This is a genomic window from Desulfatibacillum aliphaticivorans DSM 15576 (genome assembly GCF_000429905.1).
In the GTDB taxonomy this organism is placed as follows: domain Bacteria; phylum Desulfobacterota; class Desulfobacteria; order Desulfobacterales; family Desulfatibacillaceae; genus Desulfatibacillum; species Desulfatibacillum aliphaticivorans.
The window spans coordinates 146178-166192 of record NZ_AUCT01000019.1; the positions used below are offsets into that span (position 1 = coordinate 146178).

The following is a 20015-nucleotide window of genomic DNA, read 5'->3' on the forward strand; positions in this document are numbered from 1 at the left end:
TCAGGCGTCGTCCTGGGTGAGATTGGCGATCTTTTCAAAAAAGGCCTGGACCCGGGTTTGAACCTGGCCGGCGCCGCCGCCGTGCATTTCCCGCTCCAGGGTCAGGATGGGAATGCCCAGGCGTCTGGCTTCGGACTTGAGCAAAAAGGCTTCCCCGCCCCAGAGATCGCAAAACATGAGCTTGTCCGTGATGACCGCATCCACGGAAAAATCCCGGATGGTTTCCTCAAAATAGTGGCTGCGGGAATAAAAGTCGTTGACCATGCGCGGGCAGGAAAGATGCGTGAGGTATCTCCGGGCGATGGCCGGAACGGGAGGCAGGTCCTCCTCGATGGGCGTGTGCACGGACCTGGCGCCCAGGCACAGGTTGTCGGCCACGACGACCGCGCCCTGATCCTCGATCAACTGCATGTGGTCCGCCTCCTCCATGCATCCTCCGGCCATGAACAGGCGCAGATCGCCTGGCTTGGCGACGTTCCTGTCCTGGCAGGCGTCTATCATTTTTTCCAAAAGGCTGACGGCTTTTTCCACGGGCACGGCGCTCAGCGCCAAGACCAGGCGGATGCTTTCGGCTCCGGTGAGAGGGACTTTTTCCCCTTTGCGCATGGCGAAAAGCTGGGCCAGGAGGCTGCGCTTTTCGTTATACAGGCAGATGGAGTTATGCAGCTTTTGATCGGTAATTTTCAGGCCGAACGACTCTTCCAGGGCGCGGACCAGCTTGGACAGTTCGTCCGTGTACCGGTTGAGGGCGGTTTGGGAGATTTTATGGGGCGCGATGAGCATGTGCAAAAAGCCCGGGCCCGCCTGGCGCTCCCTGTAAAGATCGCGCCAATTGTCGTACATGCGCCGGGAATGGTCGCATCCATTGAAGAAAATCACTCCGTCCAGAAAGTCGAAGTCTCCGCGCACGGCTTTGTCAAAGCAATGGCGCACGAACGAGCAATTCAAGGCAGAATAGTAAAGATCCCCCTTTTCCGTGCCAAGGCTTTCCACGGTTCTCAGGCGATAAGGGATAAAGCCCGCGGCATGGAGGATTTCCTCAGGCACGTAGGAGCACAAATATCCCATGATCTTCTGCCCGGCTGAGCGGGCCTCCTTAAGATACGGGTTTTGCGTTTTCCTGGCTATGAATCGAATTTCGTCAAAAATATCCATTTGTTATTCTACAGTGGGAAAATGCCCGGCAGCCTGCTGCAATTTTTCTTTGTTGCCCCATAGATGATCATGGAGGGCGTCACTCCGAAGCCAGCAATGCGGCCCCATAAGCAGCGGCCAGTTGAGGGGTGAAATCCGGTAAAAGCGTTCGCCTTTCCATACGCGCTTCCAGGGCTTTTTGAAAAGCCGGAATGCGCGCCACGCCTCCGGTCAGGACGACGTCGCCGCCGGGGCCGACTCTTTCTATGAGCGTCGCCGCCCGCGAGGCGATGAGATTCACCGCCCCCGCCAGAATATCGTTGGGATGGGCGCCCGCATTGACCTGACTGACTATTTCGCTTTCCGCAAACACCGCGCAATTACTGGTAATGGAATAGGGCGCTTTCGCCTTTGCCGCGCAGGGGGACAAGTCCGTGATGTCCTTTCCCAGGGCCTGGCACGCCATTTCCAAAAACTTGCCTCCGCCGGCCGCGCATTTTTCGTTGGAAGCGAAATTTTTAATGCGCCCCCCGTTTTCCACAACCGCGGCATGGATGAATATCCCGCCCACGTCCGTCACGGTTCGGGTTTGCCCGGCTTCTTCCTTGACGGAGGCGGCGATGCAACGGGGTTCGGAAAAAATCCTGCCGCGGATCTTCACTAATCCTGCTCCATAGCCGGTCAGGCCGGTTTTGGCAACATCCCGCTTGGAGATTCCGGCATCCTTCAAGGCCTGGGAAAACAAGTCGCGTATCAAAAGGCTTATCTTCCGGTCTACGCCGCTTTCCGCAAAGCCAACGATTTTTCCTTCGTTCACGATGCAAATTTTTGCAAACCGGGTTCCTATATCAATTCCCGCCGTGATCATGAGTCCTTTACCCCTGCCTTGACGCCTGCATGGACCGCGGCGCCCAGGGCGCCCATCAACTGAGGATCGACCTTTAAGGGCCTAAAACGAACCCCCAGGATTTTTTCCAGGCTTTTGGCCACCCCGGCGTTTTTGGAAACCCCGCCTGTCAGGGCGAACCCCGGCGCCATGTCCAGGCTTTGCGCTAAAAAAGCCACCCTCTTAGCTACGGCATGATTGATGCCTCGGGCGATGTCCCGGATTTTTCGCCCCCCGTAATAATGCTGCAGAACCTCCAACTCCATGAAAATGCTGCAACGATTGGTGATCCTCACCGGATGGCGCGACTTCAACGACACGGGCCCCAGATCTTCCAGCCCAAGGTTGATGGCCCGGGCGAGGATCTCCAGGCTGCGCCCTGTGCCGGCCGCGCATTTGTCGTTCATGACAAAATCCACGGCCCGGCCTTGCCTATCCAGGCAAATGGCCTTGCAATCCTGGCCGCCCACGTCAATGACCGCTCGAATGCTTGGGTCGCACCAGTGCGCGCCCATGCCGTGACAGGAAATTTCGCTTAAGTTGAATTGGGCAAAAGGAATGTTCTTTCGGCCGTAGCCCGTGGCGCAAATCAAGGCCAGGCCGTCCATGGTCAGGCCGGCCTCTTTCAAGGCCTGCTGCATTACCGAATACGCGGATTCTTCCGTCCTCGCTCCAACAGGCAGAATGGCCCAGGAACGCAGACGGCCGTCCTCCATGATAACGGCCTCGGCGGTCAGAGAACCGACGTCGCAACCTGCATAAAACACAACAGACTTCCCCCTCTATACTTCCTCCACTTCAAGCCGCAACGCGTCCTCCAGGTTCAGGCAAGCCTCCCTCAAGCTGCGTTTTAACCTGATTTTTCATAAAACAAAAAGGCTTAGACAAACTAACATAACGCAGGGTTTTTCTTCAAGCCTTTGGAGAATTTTTTTACCGCTCGACGAGCTTTAGCCCTTTGCTTTTGCGGGTTTTCAAAAAATTCATCGGCAGTGTGGAATTTGCTTGGCAATTATTCTAAAAGGTCCTATGCTGAATTTGAGGGTCAATTATTCAGTTTTGCATCCATCAATTTAAACAACGGAATAACCTGGCAGAATTTAAATGACTCCGTTCCCCCACGGCGTTACTGCGTAGCGCCTGTTTATACACCCCAAATCTGGTCTTGAAGGAGGAAGTAACATGGATTTAGGCGGATTGGTTGCAAGGAACGCACGCATGGTAGGCGCCAAGGAAGCAGTGGTTTATAATGACCGGCGCTACACTTGGGCGCAGGTGAACCAACGCGTCAATGCAGTGGCTAACGAGTTGATTAAGCAAGGCGTTAAAAAAGGCGACAAGGTCGCCCTTTGGGAACTTAACACGGACAATTTCGTGTTTGCTTTTTACGGCGCGGTCAAAGCGGGCGCCGTGGCGGTTCCGGTGAATTACCGGCTGGCCCCCCGGGAGGCGGAATGGATTCTGGACAACTCCGACTCCACCTTTATTTTGTTCAACGATTTTTTTGAGCCCGCCGTGGTGGAAATGAAGCCCCGGCTGCCCAAAATCAAGGGAATCTACTCCATGGGCGAGGAGCGATACGACTCCTGTCCAGCCCTGGAGGACCTTATGGCAAACGGCGACGTAAGCGAGCCTGGCGTGGCGGTGGATGAGTTTGAAGACTCCATGATTCTGTACACCTCCGGCACTACGGGCAAGCCCAAGGGCGCCGTGCTGACCCATCATAACCAGATGGTGCTGACTTGCTCCATGGCCAGCATGGTAGGCATCAACCCTGATGACATCATCATGAACGCCGCTCCGCTTTTCCACGCAGCCCAGCTGAATCTGTTCCTGAACCCCGGCACCTACATGGGGGCCACCCACATCATCAATCGGGATTTTGAACCCACCCGAATCCTGCAGCTTATTGAAAAGGAAAAGGTCACCCAGTTTTTTGGCGCTCCCATTATGTACATGATGATGATGGGCGTTCCGGACTTTGAAAAATTCGACCTCTCCACCATGCGCTTTTACGGATACGGCGCCGCGCCCATGACGGCCGAAGCGGTCAAGCAGATGATTAAAAAATTTCAATGCGAGAATTTTTTCTGCATGTGCGGCCAGACCGAGGCAGGCCCCGGCGGCGTGGCTCTCAAGCCCAGCGAACAGGTCCGCAAAGCAGGCGCCGGCGGAAAATACATTGTGAACATGGAATGCCGCCTGGCTGACGAGAATGACAATGACGTCACCGAACCCGGCGTGGTGGGCGAGCTGTGCATCAAGGGCGAAACCTGCATGCGGGAGTATTACAAAAATCCGGAAGCCACGGCCGCAACCATCATTGACGGCTGGGTCCACTCCGGCGATCTGGCCATTATGGACGACGAGGGATACATCACCCTGGTGGACCGGGCCAAGGACATGATCATTACCGGCGGCGAAAACGTCTACTCCAAGGAAGTGGAAGACGCCATCGCCGAACATCCCTCCATCGCGGATAACGTAATCATCGGCGTGCCCAACGAGCAATGGGGAGAGACGGTCATGGCCATTGTGGTCCTGGCCCCGGGCGCCAGCCTGACCATCGAGGAATTGCGGGAATTCCTGGAAACCCGCCTGGCCGACTACAAACGGCCCCGCCTCTTGGAAATTGTGGACATGCTGCCCAGAAACGTCTCTGGCAAGGTGCTTAAGTTCGAATTGAGAGACACCTACAAAGACGCCACGGCCTAAGAAAAAAAGGGGGAGGGCCACTTGGCCTTCCCCCAAAACAGAAGGGGTCAAGTCTACGTTTGACGTTTGAGCCGCCTTTTTCGTGTCAAACGTCAAACGTAGACTTGACCCCATTTGAAGTTCACCAGTTCTGCACAAACAGTTCGAAATATCCCGCCGGCTTGACGCAGGCCGGACATTTGTCCGGAGCGCTTTCGCCTTCGTGAATGTAACCGCAATTCGAGCAGCGCCATACGCATTTGTTGGGCTTGTGAATCACTTGGTCGTTCTGAATGTTTTCCGCCAGAGCCAAAAAGTTTTTTTCGTGCTGGGCTTCAGCCACGGATATGGCGTCCCAGAAGTCGGCGGCTTTGATAAAGCCCTCCTCCCGGGCGACCTTGGCAAAGCCCGGATACAACTCGGTATGGACGTGGCGCTCCAGGTCAGCCGAGGCCAGCAGGTTTTCCACCGTGGTTTTAACCACGCCGGTTAAAAAGGTCGCCGTCACCTCCAGTTCCCCGCCGTTAAAAAACTTGAAGAAACGCAAGGCGTGCTCGCATTCCTGATTGGCGGTCTCCTGAAAGATGTCCGCAATCTGAATGTAGCCTTCCTCCCTCGCCTTGTTGGCGAAAAAGATGTACCGGGTCGTCGCCTGCGACTCAAATGCATAAGAAATGAGCAGATTCTTGGCTGTTTGGCTTTCCCTGAATTTTCCCATAGCGCCCCACCCTGTAAATTTTATTCTTCAATGATAATGGCGTCGGCGCCGCATTCATCCGCCGCCTGACGGCAAACAGCCTTGTATTGCTCGGGAATCTCGTCGAATTTGACGATGGATTTCAGTTCGTCTTCATCGTACTCAAAAACTTCGGGGCACAGATTGTTGCAGTTACGGTCTCCCATGCACTGGCCGGTGATAGTCACTTTCATTGGTTCTTCTCCTTATTGAATGGTTATTATTATCAAATAGTCAATAAGACTATACTGCGCTTCAATTATGTTCATAAAAGTTTAAGCATGATTCTGAAAGTTGCGGACAGTTTATAAAAAACGCGGGTTTCCTGTCAAAGCAATTTGCGATTCTTTCTTAAAATAAATATAATTGCTTAATATAATAACTTGTTGTTGCTTAATCAATAAAGATGCTTTGAATGCTTTGGGACAGGAACTCAAGGCTTTACGACATGCGAACCGTCCTACGATGTCAGTATTACAGTTTGCGGCCGTTCAAAATAGGGTAGCCCTGGCAGAGCAGTATCCTGCCAGGGTTGCGAAGCAACATGTAGTCCGTTTCGAAAAAACTTTGGAAACCCTGCAGGTCAGGCCGGCTCCAGCCGGATTGAATTTTTGGTTTTCTTTACTTCTGACTAATCTCCCTCAATTAAGGGCTTTTAAGCCGCCGCATCCCGTTGGGGTATTCTATCCTCCCCCCTTACCTCGCCCAACAGCATTTTAGCGAAGAGCCTGCCCATGCTCATGATGGTCAGGGAGGGCGGCACGCCCGGCGACTGGGGCAGCACGGAGCCGTCGCAGACGTATAGGTTTTCAATTTCCGTCATAAAATTTTCGTCCACAACCTTGCCCATGGCTGCGGTGCCGCCGGGATGGCCGCCGATGCCCCTGCCCACGGCGATGGACGACGGCGCTGCGCCCGCTTTAATCAGGATGTCCTTGGACAGATCCACGCCCCGCTTCATGCGCTTGTTATCCAGGTCGGTCAGGGGCTTGCTGATTCTCCCGTCCTCAAACACCCTGCCCTGGTGCTCGTCCCCCAGTTTGACGAAAAGCCCCATGCCTCGTTTGGCGTAGGGCAGCCGGGTGATATTCTTTCCCATCACGTTGGGAGCCATGAACCCGGTCATGATGGCGGCCAGTGCGGAAATATTGCCGATGATAAAATGGTCGCTTTCCTTGAATTCCTCGATGGCGTGGGTAAAGGACATTTCCTTCCAGGCGCCCTGGCCCGGGTCCTTGGCCTGGGCGACCACAATATCCATGGGGTCCATATAAAAGCTGTCGCCCACGTTTTTCAGACCGGATTTCAGCAGGATGCGCGGCGTTCCCACGCCTCCGGCGGCCACGATCACTTTATCCCCGCGAAAAACCTCGCCGCCTTTGATCATAACCCCCTTTGCCTTGCCGCCTTCCACAAGGATTTTCTCCACAGGCGCCGAAACCTTCAATTCCGCCCCGCTGGAAACGGCCTGATCCACCCAGGTTCGGGTGGTCCACTTGGCGCCCCGGGGGCAGCCCAGCATGCAGGAGTCGCAGCCTACTTTGCATTTGGAAGGGTCGATAAACTTGTCCTGCTCCCGAAAGTGGATTCCCATGTCTTCAGCTGCGCGGAGCATGCGCTTGCCGCCGATGCAGTGATCGAAAAAATGCGGGGGCAAGGTTTTTACGCCGATTTCCTCCCGGACTTCTTGCACTTCCTGGGAAAAATCCAGCCCCATTTGCTCGAAAACCCTGTTGGGCGGGTTGTACACATTGCCGTTATACACCATGGATGAGCCGCCCACGGTAATTCCCCGGGCGATAAACACGCCTTCCATGGACCGGCAGAACAGGCCGCCGCCTTCCAGAATTCTGGGGCCGAACGGAAAGCCCAAAGCCTTTTCGTGGCGCGGCCCTCTTTCCACCATAAGAACTTTTTTGCCGGCCCTGGCCAAGTCCCTGGCGACCGGCGCGCCCCCCGGCCCGGTGCCCACGATGATGTATTCATATTCCTGAGTCATGTTTTCCCCCTCCGGCCTGGATTCGGCCGATTATGATTGCCTGTTCCGGACCATTTCAAAAAAGGCCTGCACTCTGGTGCGCATTTGGCCTTCCCCTCCGCCGTACATTTCCCGCTCCAAAGAAAGCATGGGAAACCCCAGCCGTTTGGACTCCTGTTTGAGCAGAAAATTCTCGCCTCCCCAAAGGTCGCAGAACATGAGTTTTTCCGTGATAAGCGCGTCGGTGCGATAGTCCTTCATGATTTTTTCCAGCGAGGCGGACCGGTTGTCAAATTCGTCGATCATGCGCGGGCACGAGACTTCGTAAAGATAGCGCCTGGCAATGGCGGCGATGGGGTCGCCGTTTAACTCGATGGAGACGTCCGCATGCCGTCCGCCCGTGCACAGGTTGTCCGCAACGGCTATTGCGCCGCAGCTTTCTATCATTTGAATGTGCTCGATTTCCTCCATGGCCCCTCCGGCCAGGACAATGCGCAGCTTACCCTCGCCGTCTATTCTTCGGTTTTGAAGCTCAATTGTCAACCGTTCCAGCAGATCCACTGCGTTTTCCACGGGAATCGAAGTCATGGCCGACTGCACCGCCAGCATTTCCGCCCCGGAAATAGGAGGCTCGGGCAGCTTGCGCATTTCATTTACGCCTCGAAGCAGCCTTCTGCGTTTATTGTAAATCACTATAGAATTTTGGAGAGCTTCCGTTGTCAGGGCCGCGTTGAAATTTTTTTCCAGGACTTCCGAAAAATCCATTAATTCGTCGAGAAAACGTTTGAAGGAAGTCTCCGAGGTCGTGTGCGGCGCCACAAACATGTGCAGGAATTCCGGCCCCAGGCCCTGGGTTTGGAATGCGTTGCGCCAGTTGTCGTACATGCGCCTGGCATGATCGCAACCGTTCATGAAAACCACGCCGTTTAAAAACGCAAACTCGTGATTCAGCGCCTTGTCGAAAATATGGCGCACCAAACTGCAGTTGATGGCGGAGTAGTAGGTGTCCCCCAGCCGGGTTTCCTTGCTGCCTACCGCCCTTAAGCGATAAGGAACCATGCCCGCCGCGTGGATTATTTCTTCGGGGACGAAGGAGCACATATAGCCGAGTATTTTCCTCCCATCGTCCGCAGCTTGGACAATGTATTCGTTGACGTCTTCTTCAGCCAGTTTTTTGATGATGTCCAGAGTATCGCTCATGCCAGTCCGTTGCTCCTGAAAAAATCCTCGAATTGCCTTTTGACTTCCTCTTCCGTGACATGCCGTTTGTCAAAGATGTCCGAGCTGACGAACAAGCTGGGCAGCCCGGCCTCCCGGCATACGTCCCTGAACATCTTGCGCAACGCCCAACCTCCTTTGCATCCCTGGTGGCCCATGAATATGAAGCAGTCGCCCGAGTACTCGTCGATGATCTTCTTGAACTCCTCCAAGTAGAACTCCGCAGGGCCGCGGGTGTGGCGGACCATGGTGCAGTACAGGTGGGTTTTGGCCAGGTCCCGGACCATGGTTTCCGGGGACGAGGTATCAATGGGCACGGTCTGAATACGGCCCATGAAGTCGGAAACCACCACGGCGCCGAACTTTTTTTCCAGCCAGGGAAACAACGGTGCGAAAACCAGGGGCACGTCGTACCAGATCATCCTGATTTTTTCGTTGTCTATGAAACTGCGCTTTTTCCGGAGGCGCTCCCTGGCGTTGGCGTGGACCAGCTCGGCGAATTCCATGCCGTTGGGCGACCCAAAAGCCGCCATCCGCCCCAGCCAGCTAAGCAGCAAGGGCTCCACGCTGGTGGGGGAGGGCACGGCCCGTGACATTTCGGAGAGTTCCTGGAGGTAATGATTGGTTTGGTTGACGTTTTTGCAGATTTCCCGGAGTTTGTCCCAATCCAGCTTTTGATCCAGATGCTTTTCCAGAAAGGCGATGAGGTCCCAAAGATTGTTTTCATAATGCTTGAAGGATTTTTCGTCGTCCCAGTACGGCGTATCAAGCACAAACATGGGAGCCTTGGTCATGTACTGCAGGGTTTGATAGCTGGACGCCACGGAATCGCAGGGATGGGAGCTGGAGATGATGACGTCCGGCATGGGCGCTTCGTTGGCCAGCAGCGCTCCCACGGCCGTCTTGGCGGCCGAGCAGTGCTCCGGCGCCATGCCCTCCTCCTCGGCCCGTTCAATCATTTCCACGGCCGCGTCCGAGCCCGCCATCTGGGAGACGATGGCAAAAGTTTCCGGCACGTACTGGCGCACGTCAAAAGCCCGTAAAATTTCATTGGACAGATTCCATTCCGACCAAACCATGGGCTTGCCGCTGGCTTCGTCCATGACATTTTCCATATAGGCGTTGAGGTCCCTGGAGAGTATGCCCAGCGCCCGTAAATCCTTGGGATCGGACATGGCGCAGCCGGCCAGCAGAATGAAAAACCTGAAATGTTTATTAAACGAGTTCTCGTCTTGAATGGCAAGAGGCAGCATCAAACGCCGCACCCAACCCAGAGCTCTGGGATAGCGCGAGAGCATGCCCCCAAACCGGGAGGCCCGAAGCGCAGCCCGGCTGATCGCAAAATTTTCCGCGGATTGTTTGTTCACAGGTCCTCCCTTTCATTTCCGCCTAGACCCCTCCTTGAAAGGCTTGCCCTGCTGAGCCATTAAGGCGGCTCCGAAGGCCCCAAGATTCTGGGGCGGCATGGGCAAAGAGACCGTTTTTCTTTCCGTCATTTGTTCAAACCGGTCGGCGAAAGCAGGAACCGCCGCCAATCCTCCTCCCAAGGCCACATTGTCTTGGGCCTGAATCCTTTCAAACAAGGTCGCGGCCCGGCCTGCGATGGAATGGAGCACTCCGGCGATGATGTCCGTGTTTTTCCGGCCGTGATTGACTTGGGTGATCACCTCGCTTTCTGCAAAAACCGCACAGTTGCTGGATATTACATAAGGTTCTTTGGATTGCTCGGCATATTGGGAAATGGATGAAAACGGAATTTCAATGGCCTGGGCGGACATCTCCAGAAACTTACCGCTGCCCGCCGCGCATTTGTCATTGGATAATGCTCTCTCAAAAACACCCTTCTCGTCAATGGCTGTGACCGAAATAAACAGGCCGCCGCAGTCCAGCACGGTGCGGATGGTCGGATCCAGGGCGAAAGCGCCTTTGGCTGCGCAATGATCCGACGACATGGTAAAAGACGTTTTTTTAACCAGTTTTGCGCCGTAACCCGTGGACGCCAGCCTTTTCACCTGCCTTTTCTTGATTCCGGCCTGGTCCAGGGCCTTTTTATAAGCTCCGGCGATCACCCGGTCTATGTCCCGGGAGACGTCCTGGCTGGCCCATCCCAGCACTTCACCGTCCCTGACGATGCAGGCTTTTACAAACCTCGTCCCCACGTCGATTCCCGCGCTAATCATGATTTCCGTTTTCCTTTTGGGCGAAAATGGCGGCGCCCAACGCGCCGATGATTTGAGGATCCACAGTCAACGGCGTAAAATTGACGCCCAGCAGCTTTTCCATGCGGCTTACCACCCCCACGTTTTTGGAAACTCCCCCGGTTATCGCGAAATTAGGTTTTAACGGAACCGAGCGGGACAAGGACGCCACCCGTTTCGCCACGGCGTTGTTAATCCCGGCGGCGATGTCCCTGGCCTTCCGTTTTTTATAAACGTGCTGCATTACCTCCAGTTCCATGAATATGCTGCACTTGTTAGTCAGGCTGATGGGCTTTCGGGCTTTTTGGGAAAGCGGGCCAAGCTCGTGCAACTCCACGTCCAGGGCTTTGGCCAGCACCTCCAGGCATCGGCCTGTGCCGGCCGCGCACTTGTCGTTCATGATGAATTCCTGCACCAGGCCGTTTTCGTCAATGGAGATGACCTTGCAGTCCTGCCCTCCGATATCCACAATGGTGCGTATGGAATTGTCCGCCCAATAGGCGCCCATGCCGTGGCACGAAATTTCGCTGATATTTTTTTGAGAGAACGGAATGGCCTGGCGCCCGTATCCGGTGCTGTAGCAGGCGTCAATGTCTTCGTATTTCAGGCCCGCCTGGGCCAAAGCCAGATCCATGACGCACATAGCGGATTTTTCGGCAGTCGCCCGGACTCCCATGATTTTTGACGTCAATACTTGCGAGTCCTTGAGAATGACGGCTTCCGCAGTCAGGGACCCCACATCGCAACCGGCGACGATCATATACACTGCTCCGCATGGGTTAATGGCTGGGAAAAAGGGGGAAGGCCCTCCGCCTTCCCCCAATTGGGAAGAGCTGAATTCAGCTTTTTCCAAGCAGGGAATCCATGTATTTGAGCTTTTTCATGGGAGCAATGCCCATCAAGGCCTGGATCTGCTTGGCGTCACGAAGCCGTTTTTCCTGGCCGTGATCCTTCATGTACCCCACCCCTCCCAAAACCTGTATGCCGTCCGTAGTGGCCTCGCAGGCGAAGGCGCACGCCTGGATGGCCGCAACCCGGGCCGCCGCCTGCCACTTGGGCTGATTGTTATCCGCCGCCTCGCACGCCCGGGAGAGCATCATTTCCGCCGACTTGGCCTGAATGGCGATATTGGCCAGCAGCATTTTCACCTCAGACCAGTCCACGATCTCCCTGCCGCCCTGCTCCCGCTCTTTGCAGTAAGCCAGGGCTTCGGCGAAACAGCCTTCCATGATTCCCGCCGCCATGGCCGCCTGGGCCGCGTGCATGCGGTCGGCCGCCTTGTCAAAATATTCCTTGCCTTTGCCCTCCTTGCCCACAAGCAGGACCGGGGCTTTATCCAGGCATATGTCCACGGCCGGGCAGGCGTGGAGGCCCAGGCTGAAAATGGGCTCGCTCACGGAAACGCCCTTGCCTTTGAGATCCACCAGGTAAAAGGAAAAATTCTGTTCATCCCCCTGGCAGGCGGGCAGCAGCGCGTATGAGCCAAGCCCTCCAAGAACCACATAGGGAATCTCGCCGGAAAGCGCGGCTTTTTGTTTGGTTTTTTTCACCTGGGCCAGATGCCTGACTTCCGACGGATTGTTGAAGGAAGGAAAGGCCAGTAAAAAGCCGTAGGCTTCCTTTTGTTGGGCGATTTTTTCTTCAAACAATTTTTCCGCCTTGGCGATGAGCATGATTTCCTGGGCCATGGCGTTGGTGAAAATCATGCCGCCCAGGCTGGCGTCCTGGCTGCACAGGCTTTTCAGGATCACGCTCAATCCCGAAAGCCCCAGCCCCATGCCGTCCAGCTCCACCGGCAAGGAGGCGTGGAAAAAGCCCAGGTCAAAAGCCTTCTTGACCGCCTTGTCCCAAAAGGGACCGAATGGATATTGGTCGTATTCCTCGCGATTGGGCGCAAGCTCCTTGGCTGCGAAATCCGTGGCAGCGCCGTCCACCAGTTTTAGTTCTTTATCCCCCCTGCAGAGCATAGGACCTCCTTGCTGTATGCGCGCGGACGAAACATCGTCCGGGTTTTAGGCGTCGTGAAAAACGCAGGACTGCGGACACGCCCGGCTGATAAGGCATTTGAAAAGGTTTAACCGGTTCAACTGATTGGTTCCCTCGTAGATCTGCAAGAGCTTGGCGTCGCGAAAATGCTTCTCCACCCTTTGATCGTGGCGCAACCCCGCCTGCCCCATAAGCTCCAGGGCCATGTGGCAGTTTTTCATGCCCAGGTCCGTGCCCGAGAACTTGGCCAAAGAGCCCCATCCCGATGTGCGACGCATTTCGTCTTCCGGCTGACTGTCGAAGCTCTGCTTGCGCAGCCATTTGGTTGTCAGGCTATTTCCCAGGAGCGTCGGCGCGATTTTATCCACAAAAAACTGGGGCGCGTATTTTGAAAACTGGAACATGCCCTTGGAAAGCATGGACTTGTAAATGCCGGAGCTGGCGTTATGATGGTTGGTTTCCATATAAGCCAGCCGGGCCAGGTTGACGTTTTTATACATTTCGGCCAGCATGCATTGCGCCCATTCATGATTGGCAAGCAGTCTGCCGTCCACCTCGGTTTCGTTGGCGAAAGCCAGGGCTTCTTCATATGCGCCCCGGGCCGCGCCTGTTGCAAACGCGGCCACTCCCGCGCGGGTGGCGCCCAGCACATAGTCCAAAACCTGCTGAAAGGTGTGTTTGGCGTCCCGCTTCAAGTCCTTGATTTGTTCGGGATCCAGGGCGACCATGTTATCCGGTACAAAGCAGTCCTTGAAAACCAGTTCGCTGGCCGGGCACGCCCGCTGCCCCATTTTTTTCTCGTGACGGCCGAAAGAAAAGCCTTTCTGCCCGGTCTGCACCAACATGCACACGGTGTTTTGCGAGGGAAGGTCCAGGTCGGAATAGGCGATGACCACGTGCCACTTGGACAAATGGCCGTTAGAAATAAAAATTTTGGTTCCGTTGACCACATACCCGCCATCCACCTTTTTGGCATGGCAAGTAATATTGCCTTTGTCGATAAGGTCCGGCTCCTCCACGTCCGTGCCCGCGCTGGGTTCGGTGATAGCCAGGGATATGATGCGGGGATCGCCCGCTTTTTCCCCGGCGGCCACGTCCCGGAAGATTTTCATCATCAAGGGCGCGTTCCAACTGGCCGCCAGAGTGGCCATGCCAAGGTAATGCACGCCGATGAGGTTTGCCATGGCCGTGCAGGCGGAGCCGATTTCCTCCACAAAGGCGCTCATGGAGTGCATGAAATACCCCTTGCCGCCGAAAAGGCGGGGAATCCACATGGTGTAAAAGCCCCAGTCATTGGCTTTCTTTACAAAATCCCAAGGGAGAAAATCCGGGTCTTCGTGCAGCTTGCGGTCGAGCTCCAGGGCGTACGGCCGCACGACCTCCTTGTTGAACCGTCTGGCTATGTCCACCACCTCCCGGGTTTCTTTTATCAAAGCCCTGGGCGTAGCGTGGGCGCAGACCAAATTGGCCGCCACGTCGTTCAGGTCCGGCGCGCATCGCGCGTAATCCGGTGTACAGGGTTGGTATGTCATGGGTTTACCTCGCGGGCCGCCGAGCGGCTGATTAAGGATTGAGTGCGTCGAATGCGTCGGGCGTTACGCCTTCCTGCTCCAGGACTCTTTTGATGACCCGGTGCGAGTTGGTCATGGGAAAATCCTCCACAACCCGCACGTATCGGGGCACGGCGAACTTGGCGATTTTGTCGGAAAGAAAGTCCCGAAGATCTCCGGGGGCGAAGGGAGCGCCGTTCACCAGCTTGACCGCGGCCATGATTTCGTCCTCGGCCAGGTCCGAAGGCACGGCGTAGACCGCCACGTCTTCCACGGCCGGATGCTTCATGATCACGTGCTCCACCTCGTAAGCGGAGACGTTTTCCCCGCCTTTACGCATGGACTCCGTATTCCGGCCCACAAAGTACACGTAGCCGCGCTTGTCCGTACGGACCTTGTCGCCCGTGTACATCCAGCCGTCCCGCACCTTCTCGTTGGTGGCTTTTTCGTTTTTGTAATAGGGCACGCCCTGGCCGTCCCCCTTGACCTGAAAAATCAATTCGCCGGGCTCGCCGGGCTGGCAGTCCTGGCCTTTATCGTCGATAATGCGGGTAACGCCCATGCGTTTGGACAGCTTGCCCAAAGCGCCCACGGGAGCCGTGCCGAAATTCATGATGCCTTTGCCGCCGCTGTCCACGGCGCCGTAACCTTCGTAAATGGTCACGCCAAAGCGTTTTTCAAAGGGCTTCCACATGTCGGTCGGGCAGGCTGCGGACAGGACGAAGCGCACTTTGTTGACGCGGTCGTCCGGCCTTTCGGGCTGCTTCATTAAAATGGGGATGATGGAGCCGATGGTGTTGAACACGGTGACGTCGAATCTTCGGATGTCATGCCAGAACCGGCTGGCCGAGAACCGGCGCGCCAGGGCGATGGTCCCGCCCATGGCCATGGAAAGGGTGACAGTCAAAAGCATGGCGTTGCCGTGGGCCAGGGAGAAAGACGTGTAATACACGTCGTTTTTGTTCAGCAGCACCCCCGCCATGAGGGAAAGCAGTTTCACCCGGGATGTATTCACCTTGTACACCACCCCTTTGGGACGCCCGGTGGTGCCCGAGGTGTACATGATCATGCATTTGTCCGACCGGTCCGCGTATCCGATGCGGGGATCGCGGGTGGACGCCAGCGGATGCCAGGCTTTGGAAAGAAGATCCACACCCTCGGGGATGTCAAAAGCCCCGGCTTCCTCCTCCACGTCGTCCACGATAATACTTTTGAGGCTTTTCAACTGATCGCGAACCGTCATGACCGGTTCGGCCAGCTCCGCGTCGCAGGCCAGGAATTTGATGTCGCTATGATTGATCACATATTGCAGGCCGTCGCCCCGCAGCTCGCAATTGATGGGCACCACGTACATGCCCAGCTTTTGAGCGGCGAAATACAAATCCAGGAAGCGGGGCGAGTTGCGCATAAAAATCCCTAGCCCCGCTTTTTGCTCCGCGCCGAGATGCAGCAGGAAATTGGCCGTGCGGTTGGCGTTTTCATCCATTTGCCGGTAGGTGTAACATTCTTCTTTATAGCGAAGCATGATCCGGTCCGGATGCTTTGCCGCCTTTTCCTCCAATAGCTCCGCCCAGGACATGTCGTGCGCCATGCCTCCCTGGCGCAGCCCGGCCAGGTTGGCGGCAAGGGTTCCCCTTTTGGCCTCCGCCCCCAGGAACTTGACGAAAGAGCCCACGCCCCGGCGGGCGAGCCGGAGTTTCTGGGCCAGAAATTTCAATTCCTGCAATTGTTCGTTCATCTTCCTGCTCCTTATTTGGCCGGCGCTTCCAAGATATGGATGCACATGGCCGCTTCCTCCGCGCCCAGGGCGCCGCCTCCATTTTCCGCAAGGCCCAGCTGGGGGCCGTCAATCTGCCGGCCTCCGGCCTGCCGGCGCAACTGGACCGTCAGCTCGTGAATCTGAGCAAGGCCGGAAGCGCCGATGGGATGGCCGCGGGAGGTCAGCCCGCCGCTGGTGTTGATGGGAATCTGTCCGTCCAGTTTGGTGGCGCCGGACTCGGCGAAAATTCCGCCCTCCCCGATCGGGCAGAAGCCCAGATTCTCCGCCTGGCGCATTTCCCCGTATGCCGTGGCGTCGTGAACTTCAGCCAGGTTGATTTCATCCGGCCCAACCCCGGCTTTTTCGTAGGCGATTTTGGAAAGCCGCTCCCCGATCTCCGGCTGGTCAAACCCGTGCGGCCGATCCATGCCTGACCCCAATACGGAAGCGCGAATCTTGACCGCCTGCTTTTGCAGGCCCAGCTTGCGGACCATGGGGCCGGAACACACAATGGCCGAAGCCGCCCCGTCGCCGATGGGCGCGCACATGGACCGGGTCAGGGGCCACGTTACCAGACGGTCCGCCAAAACCTGATCCACGCTTACCTCAAACCGGTATTGCGCGTTGGGATTCAGGGTGGAGTTGAAATGATTCTTGGAGGCGATCACGGCCAGTTGCTCCACCGTGCTGCCGAACTGCTTCATGTGTTGGCGGGCGGCAAATCCGTACACGTCCATAAAGGGGGAATGATCGCCGGAATTTACCGCCGCCAGTTTACGGACCTTGTCGTACCCGATGGCCTCCCCAAGGCGGATGGCCACGGTCAGGTTATCCCAAAGGTCCTTTGCCCGGCCCTTTAAGCGGGCGGGCAATTTGGGTTTGCTTTTGGACTTTTTGCCGGACCCGTTGGCGCCGGCGTATCTTTCCTGGAACTCCTTCATCTGACGCAGATCGTCAGCGTTCAACTGAAAATCGGTGAGTCCCTCCACGATGTCCGCGCAGTTTTCTATGTCTATGCCGCCCAGAAATCCGGCGAAAACAGCCGCCCGGTTCGAGTGGTACAGCTTTTCAGCGCCCAGGGCCATGGTTACGTCGTACAGGCCCGACCCCACGCCCATCCAGGCGTTATGCAGGGCCGTGGACGCGCTGGCGCAGGCGTTTTCCACATTGGTTATGGGAATTTTGTCCAGTCCGATATGCCGCAAGGCCACCTGGCCCCGGATGCAGGCCTGGCCTTTATCGCCCCAGCCTGAATTGGAGAACCACAAAGCCTGGATGTCATCCTTTTCCAGTCCCGCGTCCTCCAGGCAGCCCTTGAAGGTCATGGCGGCCAGGTCTTTTACGCTATGCTCCAGATACTTGCCGAATTGTATGGTGTGCACTCCCACCACATAAACGTCTCGCATGGCGGATCCCCCCGGTATGGCTTTGATTTTCCCGGAAAGATTATGTAGGCTTGAGCGCTTTCCGGAACGCGGTCTTTTCCAAGGCAAAGAAAGACCGCCGAGGTTGGCTTTAGAATTTTGCTTGACTCATCTGATCAATTCTGATTAATTGGTTAAACCAATTTGGCGAAGTGTGTCAAGCAAAAATTTTCAGCATCAAGCAAAGAGGGGTCTAAACCAGGATGCAGAAGCACGAAAAAGCTGTGAATCAATTAGCAAAAGACATTTTTACCCGCCGTCTGCACGCGGGCGACAAGCTGCCCAGCGAGCGGCAGCTTTCCCAGGATATGGAGATTGACAGGACCTCCCTGCGGATCGCCCTGAAGCATTTGGAATCCATGGGGGTGTTGGACATCCGCCAGGGGGACGGCATTTATGTAAAGGATTACACCCACCACGCCGGGCCTGATTTTTTGCAACTGGTGGTGGAGTCGGACGACTTGACCGCCCCGGACTCGGTGGTGGACGATTATCTGATGGACGAGATGTGGGAATTCTGGGGGGCCTATTTCCCGGTCTTGTTAAAGATGTCCTCTAAAAAGGCGTCTCCCCGGGATATGCGGGACCTCATGGCCTTGCTGGACGAGGAACTGGAGCATGTGCACGACAGGGATAAAATTGTGGAACTGGACCTGTTGGCAGAAGAGCGGATCGCCCGGGCCACCGGCAATATGGTGATCATGCTTTACTCCAACGCCTCACGCACCATCCGCCGCAACATGGTCAAGGCCTTTTACGACCGGGTGGACGATGACACCGTGCGGCTTCATGTGGAAATCAAACGGGCTTTGGTTAAGGACTGGGCTTCGGGCGCCATGACCGCTGAGCAGCTGGCCGATCATTACGCCCAGGTTTTGGAAGCGCATCGCGCGGCCATTAAAAAGACCAGAAGCAGCAACGGCGCCGCCGAAGCCATGCTGGAGGAATACAAGGACGCCCTGGACAAGACGGGCTTCATTTAAAAGGAGGGACCATGCCGCGCAGGAAGATGGAAATGGAGGATCTATCTCCCTTGGGTGTGTACAAGGAGGGGATGGAATGGAACCCGCTGGAAAAAGTCATATTCGAACGCCGCAGCATCCGGGCTTTTAAAAAAGAGCCTTTGCCCGACTCCATGATTCGCCGGATTCTTGAAGCCGGGCGTTTTGCGCCGTCCGCAGGCAACCAGCAGCCGTGGAAGTTCGCGGTGGTTAATAACCCGGAAATCCTGGCCGAGATGGAGGCGGACGCCGTCAAGATGGCCAAAATCATGATGTTCTTTCTGGATAACTCCCGAAGCGAGTTCCGCAGGAAATACACTTCGTGGTACACCCGTCTCATGATCCGCCTTAAGCCCAACGAACTGCACCCTGTGCCGTTCTCCCTGCTCAAGCTCATTGCTGACGGCAAAACGGGCGTGTTTCACGGCGCGCCAACCCTGATTTTACTGTTCCAGGACAAACGGGGAGTGTCATGCCCTCCCCTTGACATGGGCGTTTGCGGGGAGCACATGGTGCTGACGGCCCACTCCATGGGCGCGGGCGCGTGCTGGATCGGGCTTGTCAAACTCCTGTTTTACTATCCCAAATGGCGGAAGTTTTTCGACCTCAAATGGCCTTACGAATGCAATGAGTGCATTGCTCTTGGCTGGCCCAAGGGGGATTACGACGGCGAGGTCAAACGGGAAATGCAGTTGGTGACCTGGTACGAAGGGGGCATGGACGAGCCTCCCAGAGTCGAAAGGCAGGGAGGGTGACATGAAAAAACTTAGCGCGCTTGACCGGTTTAACATCCCGGATTATTTCGACCCCAAACAGCTTGTGACCGCAAATCTGGACTTCTCCGATGAAAAATGCGTGCGGTGCCGGCTGTGCACCGTCATTTGTCCGGGGCGGTCCATTGTCATGGACCGGGGCGCAAAGGGAAAGAAAAAGCCCCTGCCTTACCTGGAGGAAATCGTGCCGGACATCACCGGCTGCATTGGGTGCGGCTGCTGTGCGGCGGCCTGTCCGGAAGGGGCGATTGCCGTTACGTCGGCCTTCTTGCCCACCAAATTCTACTTGCACCTGCACCAGACTGCGGACATGAGCTTCCCGAAAAAATATTGAGAAGGCGGGCGTTGTCGAAGCGCTATCCAGCCTGCGATTTATGAATTATTTATTTATGTAGATATTATGGGTAATACGGGCGGCGATTCAGGCCAAGGGGGTTGACCCGCTCCTTGAAACCGTGGGTTAAGTAATTGGAAGCTGTTAGTTTTCAATCACTCAGAGCCACATCAAGGAGGGGTCATGAACAAGGTACTTTATGTCGGAATGGATGTCCACAAAGAAAGCATCGTTGCAGCAACGGCGGAAGGGGCAAGCGGAGAGGTTGACATGTTCGGAACATGGCCTAACAACACGGCGGCGGTGGATAAAATACTGCATAAGCTGTCTTCCAAAGGGAGAGA

At 55.9% G+C, this 20015-nt stretch carries 18 protein-coding genes; 4 read left to right on the plus strand and 14 right to left on the minus strand.

Features of this window, described 5'->3' with window-relative positions:
• From G491_RS0116955 to G491_RS0116965, 3 genes are all read right to left on the minus strand, one after another.
• Nucleotides 1–1155, minus strand: a complete 1155-nt coding sequence (locus G491_RS0116955) for a 2-hydroxyacyl-CoA dehydratase subunit D (RefSeq protein WP_028315436.1) — start codon at nt 1153–1155, stop codon at nt 1–3.
• Between the two features lie 79 nt (nt 1156–1234).
• Nucleotides 1235–2002, minus strand: coding sequence for an acyl-CoA dehydratase activase (locus G491_RS0116960; RefSeq protein ID WP_028315437.1), 768 nt, complete (start codon nt 2000–2002; stop codon nt 1235–1237).
• On the minus strand, nt 1999–2787 hold the full coding sequence (locus G491_RS0116965) for an acyl-CoA dehydratase activase (RefSeq protein ID WP_028315438.1): 789 nt from the start codon (nt 2785–2787) through the stop codon (nt 1999–2001). The genes G491_RS0116960 and G491_RS0116965 overlap by 4 nt, the downstream gene beginning before the upstream one ends.
• 415 nt (nt 2788–3202) lie before the next feature.
• Between G491_RS0116965 and G491_RS0116970 the strand changes: the two genes are divergently transcribed.
• Nucleotides 3203–4735 carry a class I adenylate-forming enzyme family protein gene (locus tag G491_RS0116970; protein WP_028315439.1) on the plus strand — a complete coding sequence of 511 codons (1533 nt, stop codon included), beginning with the start codon at nt 3203–3205 and terminating at the stop codon, nt 4733–4735.
• A gap of 121 nt (nt 4736–4856) precedes the next feature.
• On the opposite strand, the gene rbr is transcribed toward G491_RS0116970, so the two are convergent.
• The 11 genes from rbr to G491_RS0117025 all read right to left on the minus strand — a co-directional run bounded on the left by rbr (nt 4857) and on the right by G491_RS0117025 (nt 17545).
• On the minus strand, nt 4857–5432 hold the full coding sequence (gene rbr / locus G491_RS0116975; RefSeq protein WP_028315440.1) for a rubrerythrin: 576 nt from the start codon (nt 5430–5432) through the stop codon (nt 4857–4859).
• A 20-nt stretch (nt 5433–5452) separates the two neighbouring features.
• Nucleotides 5453–5644 (minus strand): ferredoxin, encoded by a 192-nt coding sequence (locus tag G491_RS0116980; protein ID WP_015948578.1) that lies wholly within the window; start codon nt 5642–5644, stop codon nt 5453–5455.
• 461 nt (nt 5645–6105) lie between these two features.
• Entirely contained in the window at nt 6106–7449 is a 1344-nt protein-coding gene (locus G491_RS0116985) for a GMC family oxidoreductase N-terminal domain-containing protein (RefSeq protein ID WP_028315441.1), read from the minus strand.
• A gap of 30 nt (nt 7450–7479) precedes the next feature.
• Nucleotides 7480–8628: a 2-hydroxyacyl-CoA dehydratase subunit D gene (locus G491_RS0116990; RefSeq protein ID WP_028315442.1), complete on the minus strand. Its 1149-nt coding sequence runs from the start codon at nt 8626–8628 to the stop codon at nt 7480–7482.
• Nucleotides 8625–10013 carry a 2-hydroxyacyl-CoA dehydratase subunit D gene (locus G491_RS0116995; protein ID WP_028315443.1) on the minus strand — a complete coding sequence of 463 codons (1389 nt, stop codon included), beginning with the start codon at nt 10011–10013 and terminating at the stop codon, nt 8625–8627. The genes G491_RS0116990 and G491_RS0116995 overlap by 4 nt, the downstream gene beginning before the upstream one ends.
• A 12-nt stretch (nt 10014–10025) precedes the next feature.
• Complete coding sequence (locus G491_RS0117000) at nt 10026–10826, minus strand: acyl-CoA dehydratase activase (RefSeq protein ID WP_028315444.1); 801 nt, start codon at nt 10824–10826, stop codon at nt 10026–10028.
• Complete coding sequence (locus tag G491_RS0117005) at nt 10819–11604, minus strand: acyl-CoA dehydratase activase (RefSeq protein WP_028315445.1); 786 nt, start codon at nt 11602–11604, stop codon at nt 10819–10821. Before G491_RS0117005 ends, G491_RS0117000 begins: the two co-directional genes overlap by 8 nt.
• Before the next feature lie 79 nt (nt 11605–11683).
• Nucleotides 11684–12811 carry an acyl-CoA dehydrogenase family protein gene (locus G491_RS0117010; RefSeq protein WP_028315446.1) on the minus strand — a complete coding sequence of 376 codons (1128 nt, stop codon included), beginning with the start codon at nt 12809–12811 and terminating at the stop codon, nt 11684–11686.
• Between the two features lie 45 nt (nt 12812–12856).
• A complete protein-coding gene (locus tag G491_RS0117015) occupies nt 12857–14362 on the minus strand; it encodes an acyl-CoA dehydrogenase family protein (protein ID WP_028315447.1) in 1506 nt (501 codons plus the stop codon).
• 31 nt (nt 14363–14393) lie between these two features.
• Nucleotides 14394–16118 (minus strand): AMP-binding protein, encoded by a 1725-nt coding sequence (locus tag G491_RS0117020; protein WP_248635423.1) that lies wholly within the window; start codon nt 16116–16118, stop codon nt 14394–14396.
• 11 nt (nt 16119–16129) lie between these two features.
• Nucleotides 16130–17545: a thiolase family protein gene (locus G491_RS0117025; RefSeq protein WP_028315449.1), complete on the minus strand. Its 1416-nt coding sequence runs from the start codon at nt 17543–17545 to the stop codon at nt 16130–16132.
• A 242-nt stretch (nt 17546–17787) separates the two neighbouring features.
• Here G491_RS0117025 and G491_RS0117030 point away from each other — a divergent pair, with 242 nt between their 5' ends.
• The 3 genes from G491_RS0117030 to G491_RS34120 are packed head-to-tail and all read left to right on the plus strand — an operon-like array spanning nt 17788 to nt 19671.
• Nucleotides 17788–18546 carry a FadR/GntR family transcriptional regulator gene (locus tag G491_RS0117030; RefSeq protein WP_169829459.1) on the plus strand — a complete coding sequence of 253 codons (759 nt, stop codon included), beginning with the start codon at nt 17788–17790 and terminating at the stop codon, nt 18544–18546.
• 11 nt (nt 18547–18557) lie between these two features.
• Nucleotides 18558–19319: a nitroreductase family protein gene (locus tag G491_RS0117035; RefSeq protein ID WP_028315450.1), complete on the plus strand. Its 762-nt coding sequence runs from the start codon at nt 18558–18560 to the stop codon at nt 19317–19319.
• Between the two features lies 1 nt (nt 19320).
• Nucleotides 19321–19671 carry a 4Fe-4S dicluster domain-containing protein gene (locus G491_RS34120; protein WP_051327333.1) on the plus strand — a complete coding sequence of 117 codons (351 nt, stop codon included), beginning with the start codon at nt 19321–19323 and terminating at the stop codon, nt 19669–19671.
• The last annotated feature ends 344 nt before the right edge of the window (nt 19672–20015 follow it).

Bases quoted from the DNA above. Each gene is read 5' to 3' on its own strand.
- G491_RS0117015 (WP_028315447.1), bottom strand. From the start codon at position 14,362: ATGACATACCAACCCTGTACACCGGATTACGCGCGATGCGCGCCGGAC.
- G491_RS0116955 (WP_028315436.1), bottom strand. From the start codon at position 1,155: ATGGATATTTTTGACGAAATTCGATTCATAGCCAGGAAAACGCAAAAC.
- G491_RS0117020 (WP_248635423.1), bottom strand. From the start codon at position 16,118: ATGAACGAACAATTGCAGGAATTGAAATTTCTGGCCCAGAAACTCCGG.
- G491_RS0116980 (WP_015948578.1), bottom strand. From the start codon at position 5,644: ATGAAAGTGACTATCACCGGCCAGTGCATGGGAGACCGTAACTGCAAC.
- G491_RS34120 (WP_051327333.1), top strand. From the start codon at position 19,321: ATGAAAAAACTTAGCGCGCTTGACCGGTTTAACATCCCGGATTATTTC.
- G491_RS0117025 (WP_028315449.1), bottom strand. From the start codon at position 17,545: ATGCGAGACGTTTATGTGGTGGGAGTGCACACCATACAATTCGGCAAG.
- G491_RS0116990 (WP_028315442.1), bottom strand. From the start codon at position 8,628: ATGAGCGATACTCTGGACATCATCAAAAAACTGGCTGAAGAAGACGTC.
- G491_RS0117000 (WP_028315444.1), bottom strand. From the start codon at position 10,826: ATGATTAGCGCGGGAATCGACGTGGGGACGAGGTTTGTAAAAGCCTGC.
- G491_RS0116970 (WP_028315439.1), top strand. From the start codon at position 3,203: ATGGATTTAGGCGGATTGGTTGCAAGGAACGCACGCATGGTAGGCGCC.
- G491_RS0117035 (WP_028315450.1), top strand. From the start codon at position 18,558: ATGCCGCGCAGGAAGATGGAAATGGAGGATCTATCTCCCTTGGGTGTG.
- rbr (WP_028315440.1), bottom strand. From the start codon at position 5,432: ATGGGAAAATTCAGGGAAAGCCAAACAGCCAAGAATCTGCTCATTTCT.
- G491_RS0117010 (WP_028315446.1), bottom strand. From the start codon at position 12,811: ATGCTCTGCAGGGGGGATAAAGAACTAAAACTGGTGGACGGCGCTGCC.
- G491_RS0116985 (WP_028315441.1), bottom strand. From the start codon at position 7,449: ATGACTCAGGAATATGAATACATCATCGTGGGCACCGGGCCGGGGGGC.
- G491_RS0116960 (WP_028315437.1), bottom strand. From the start codon at position 2,002: ATGATCACGGCGGGAATTGATATAGGAACCCGGTTTGCAAAAATTTGC.
- G491_RS0117005 (WP_028315445.1), bottom strand. From the start codon at position 11,604: ATGATCGTCGCCGGTTGCGATGTGGGGTCCCTGACTGCGGAAGCCGTC.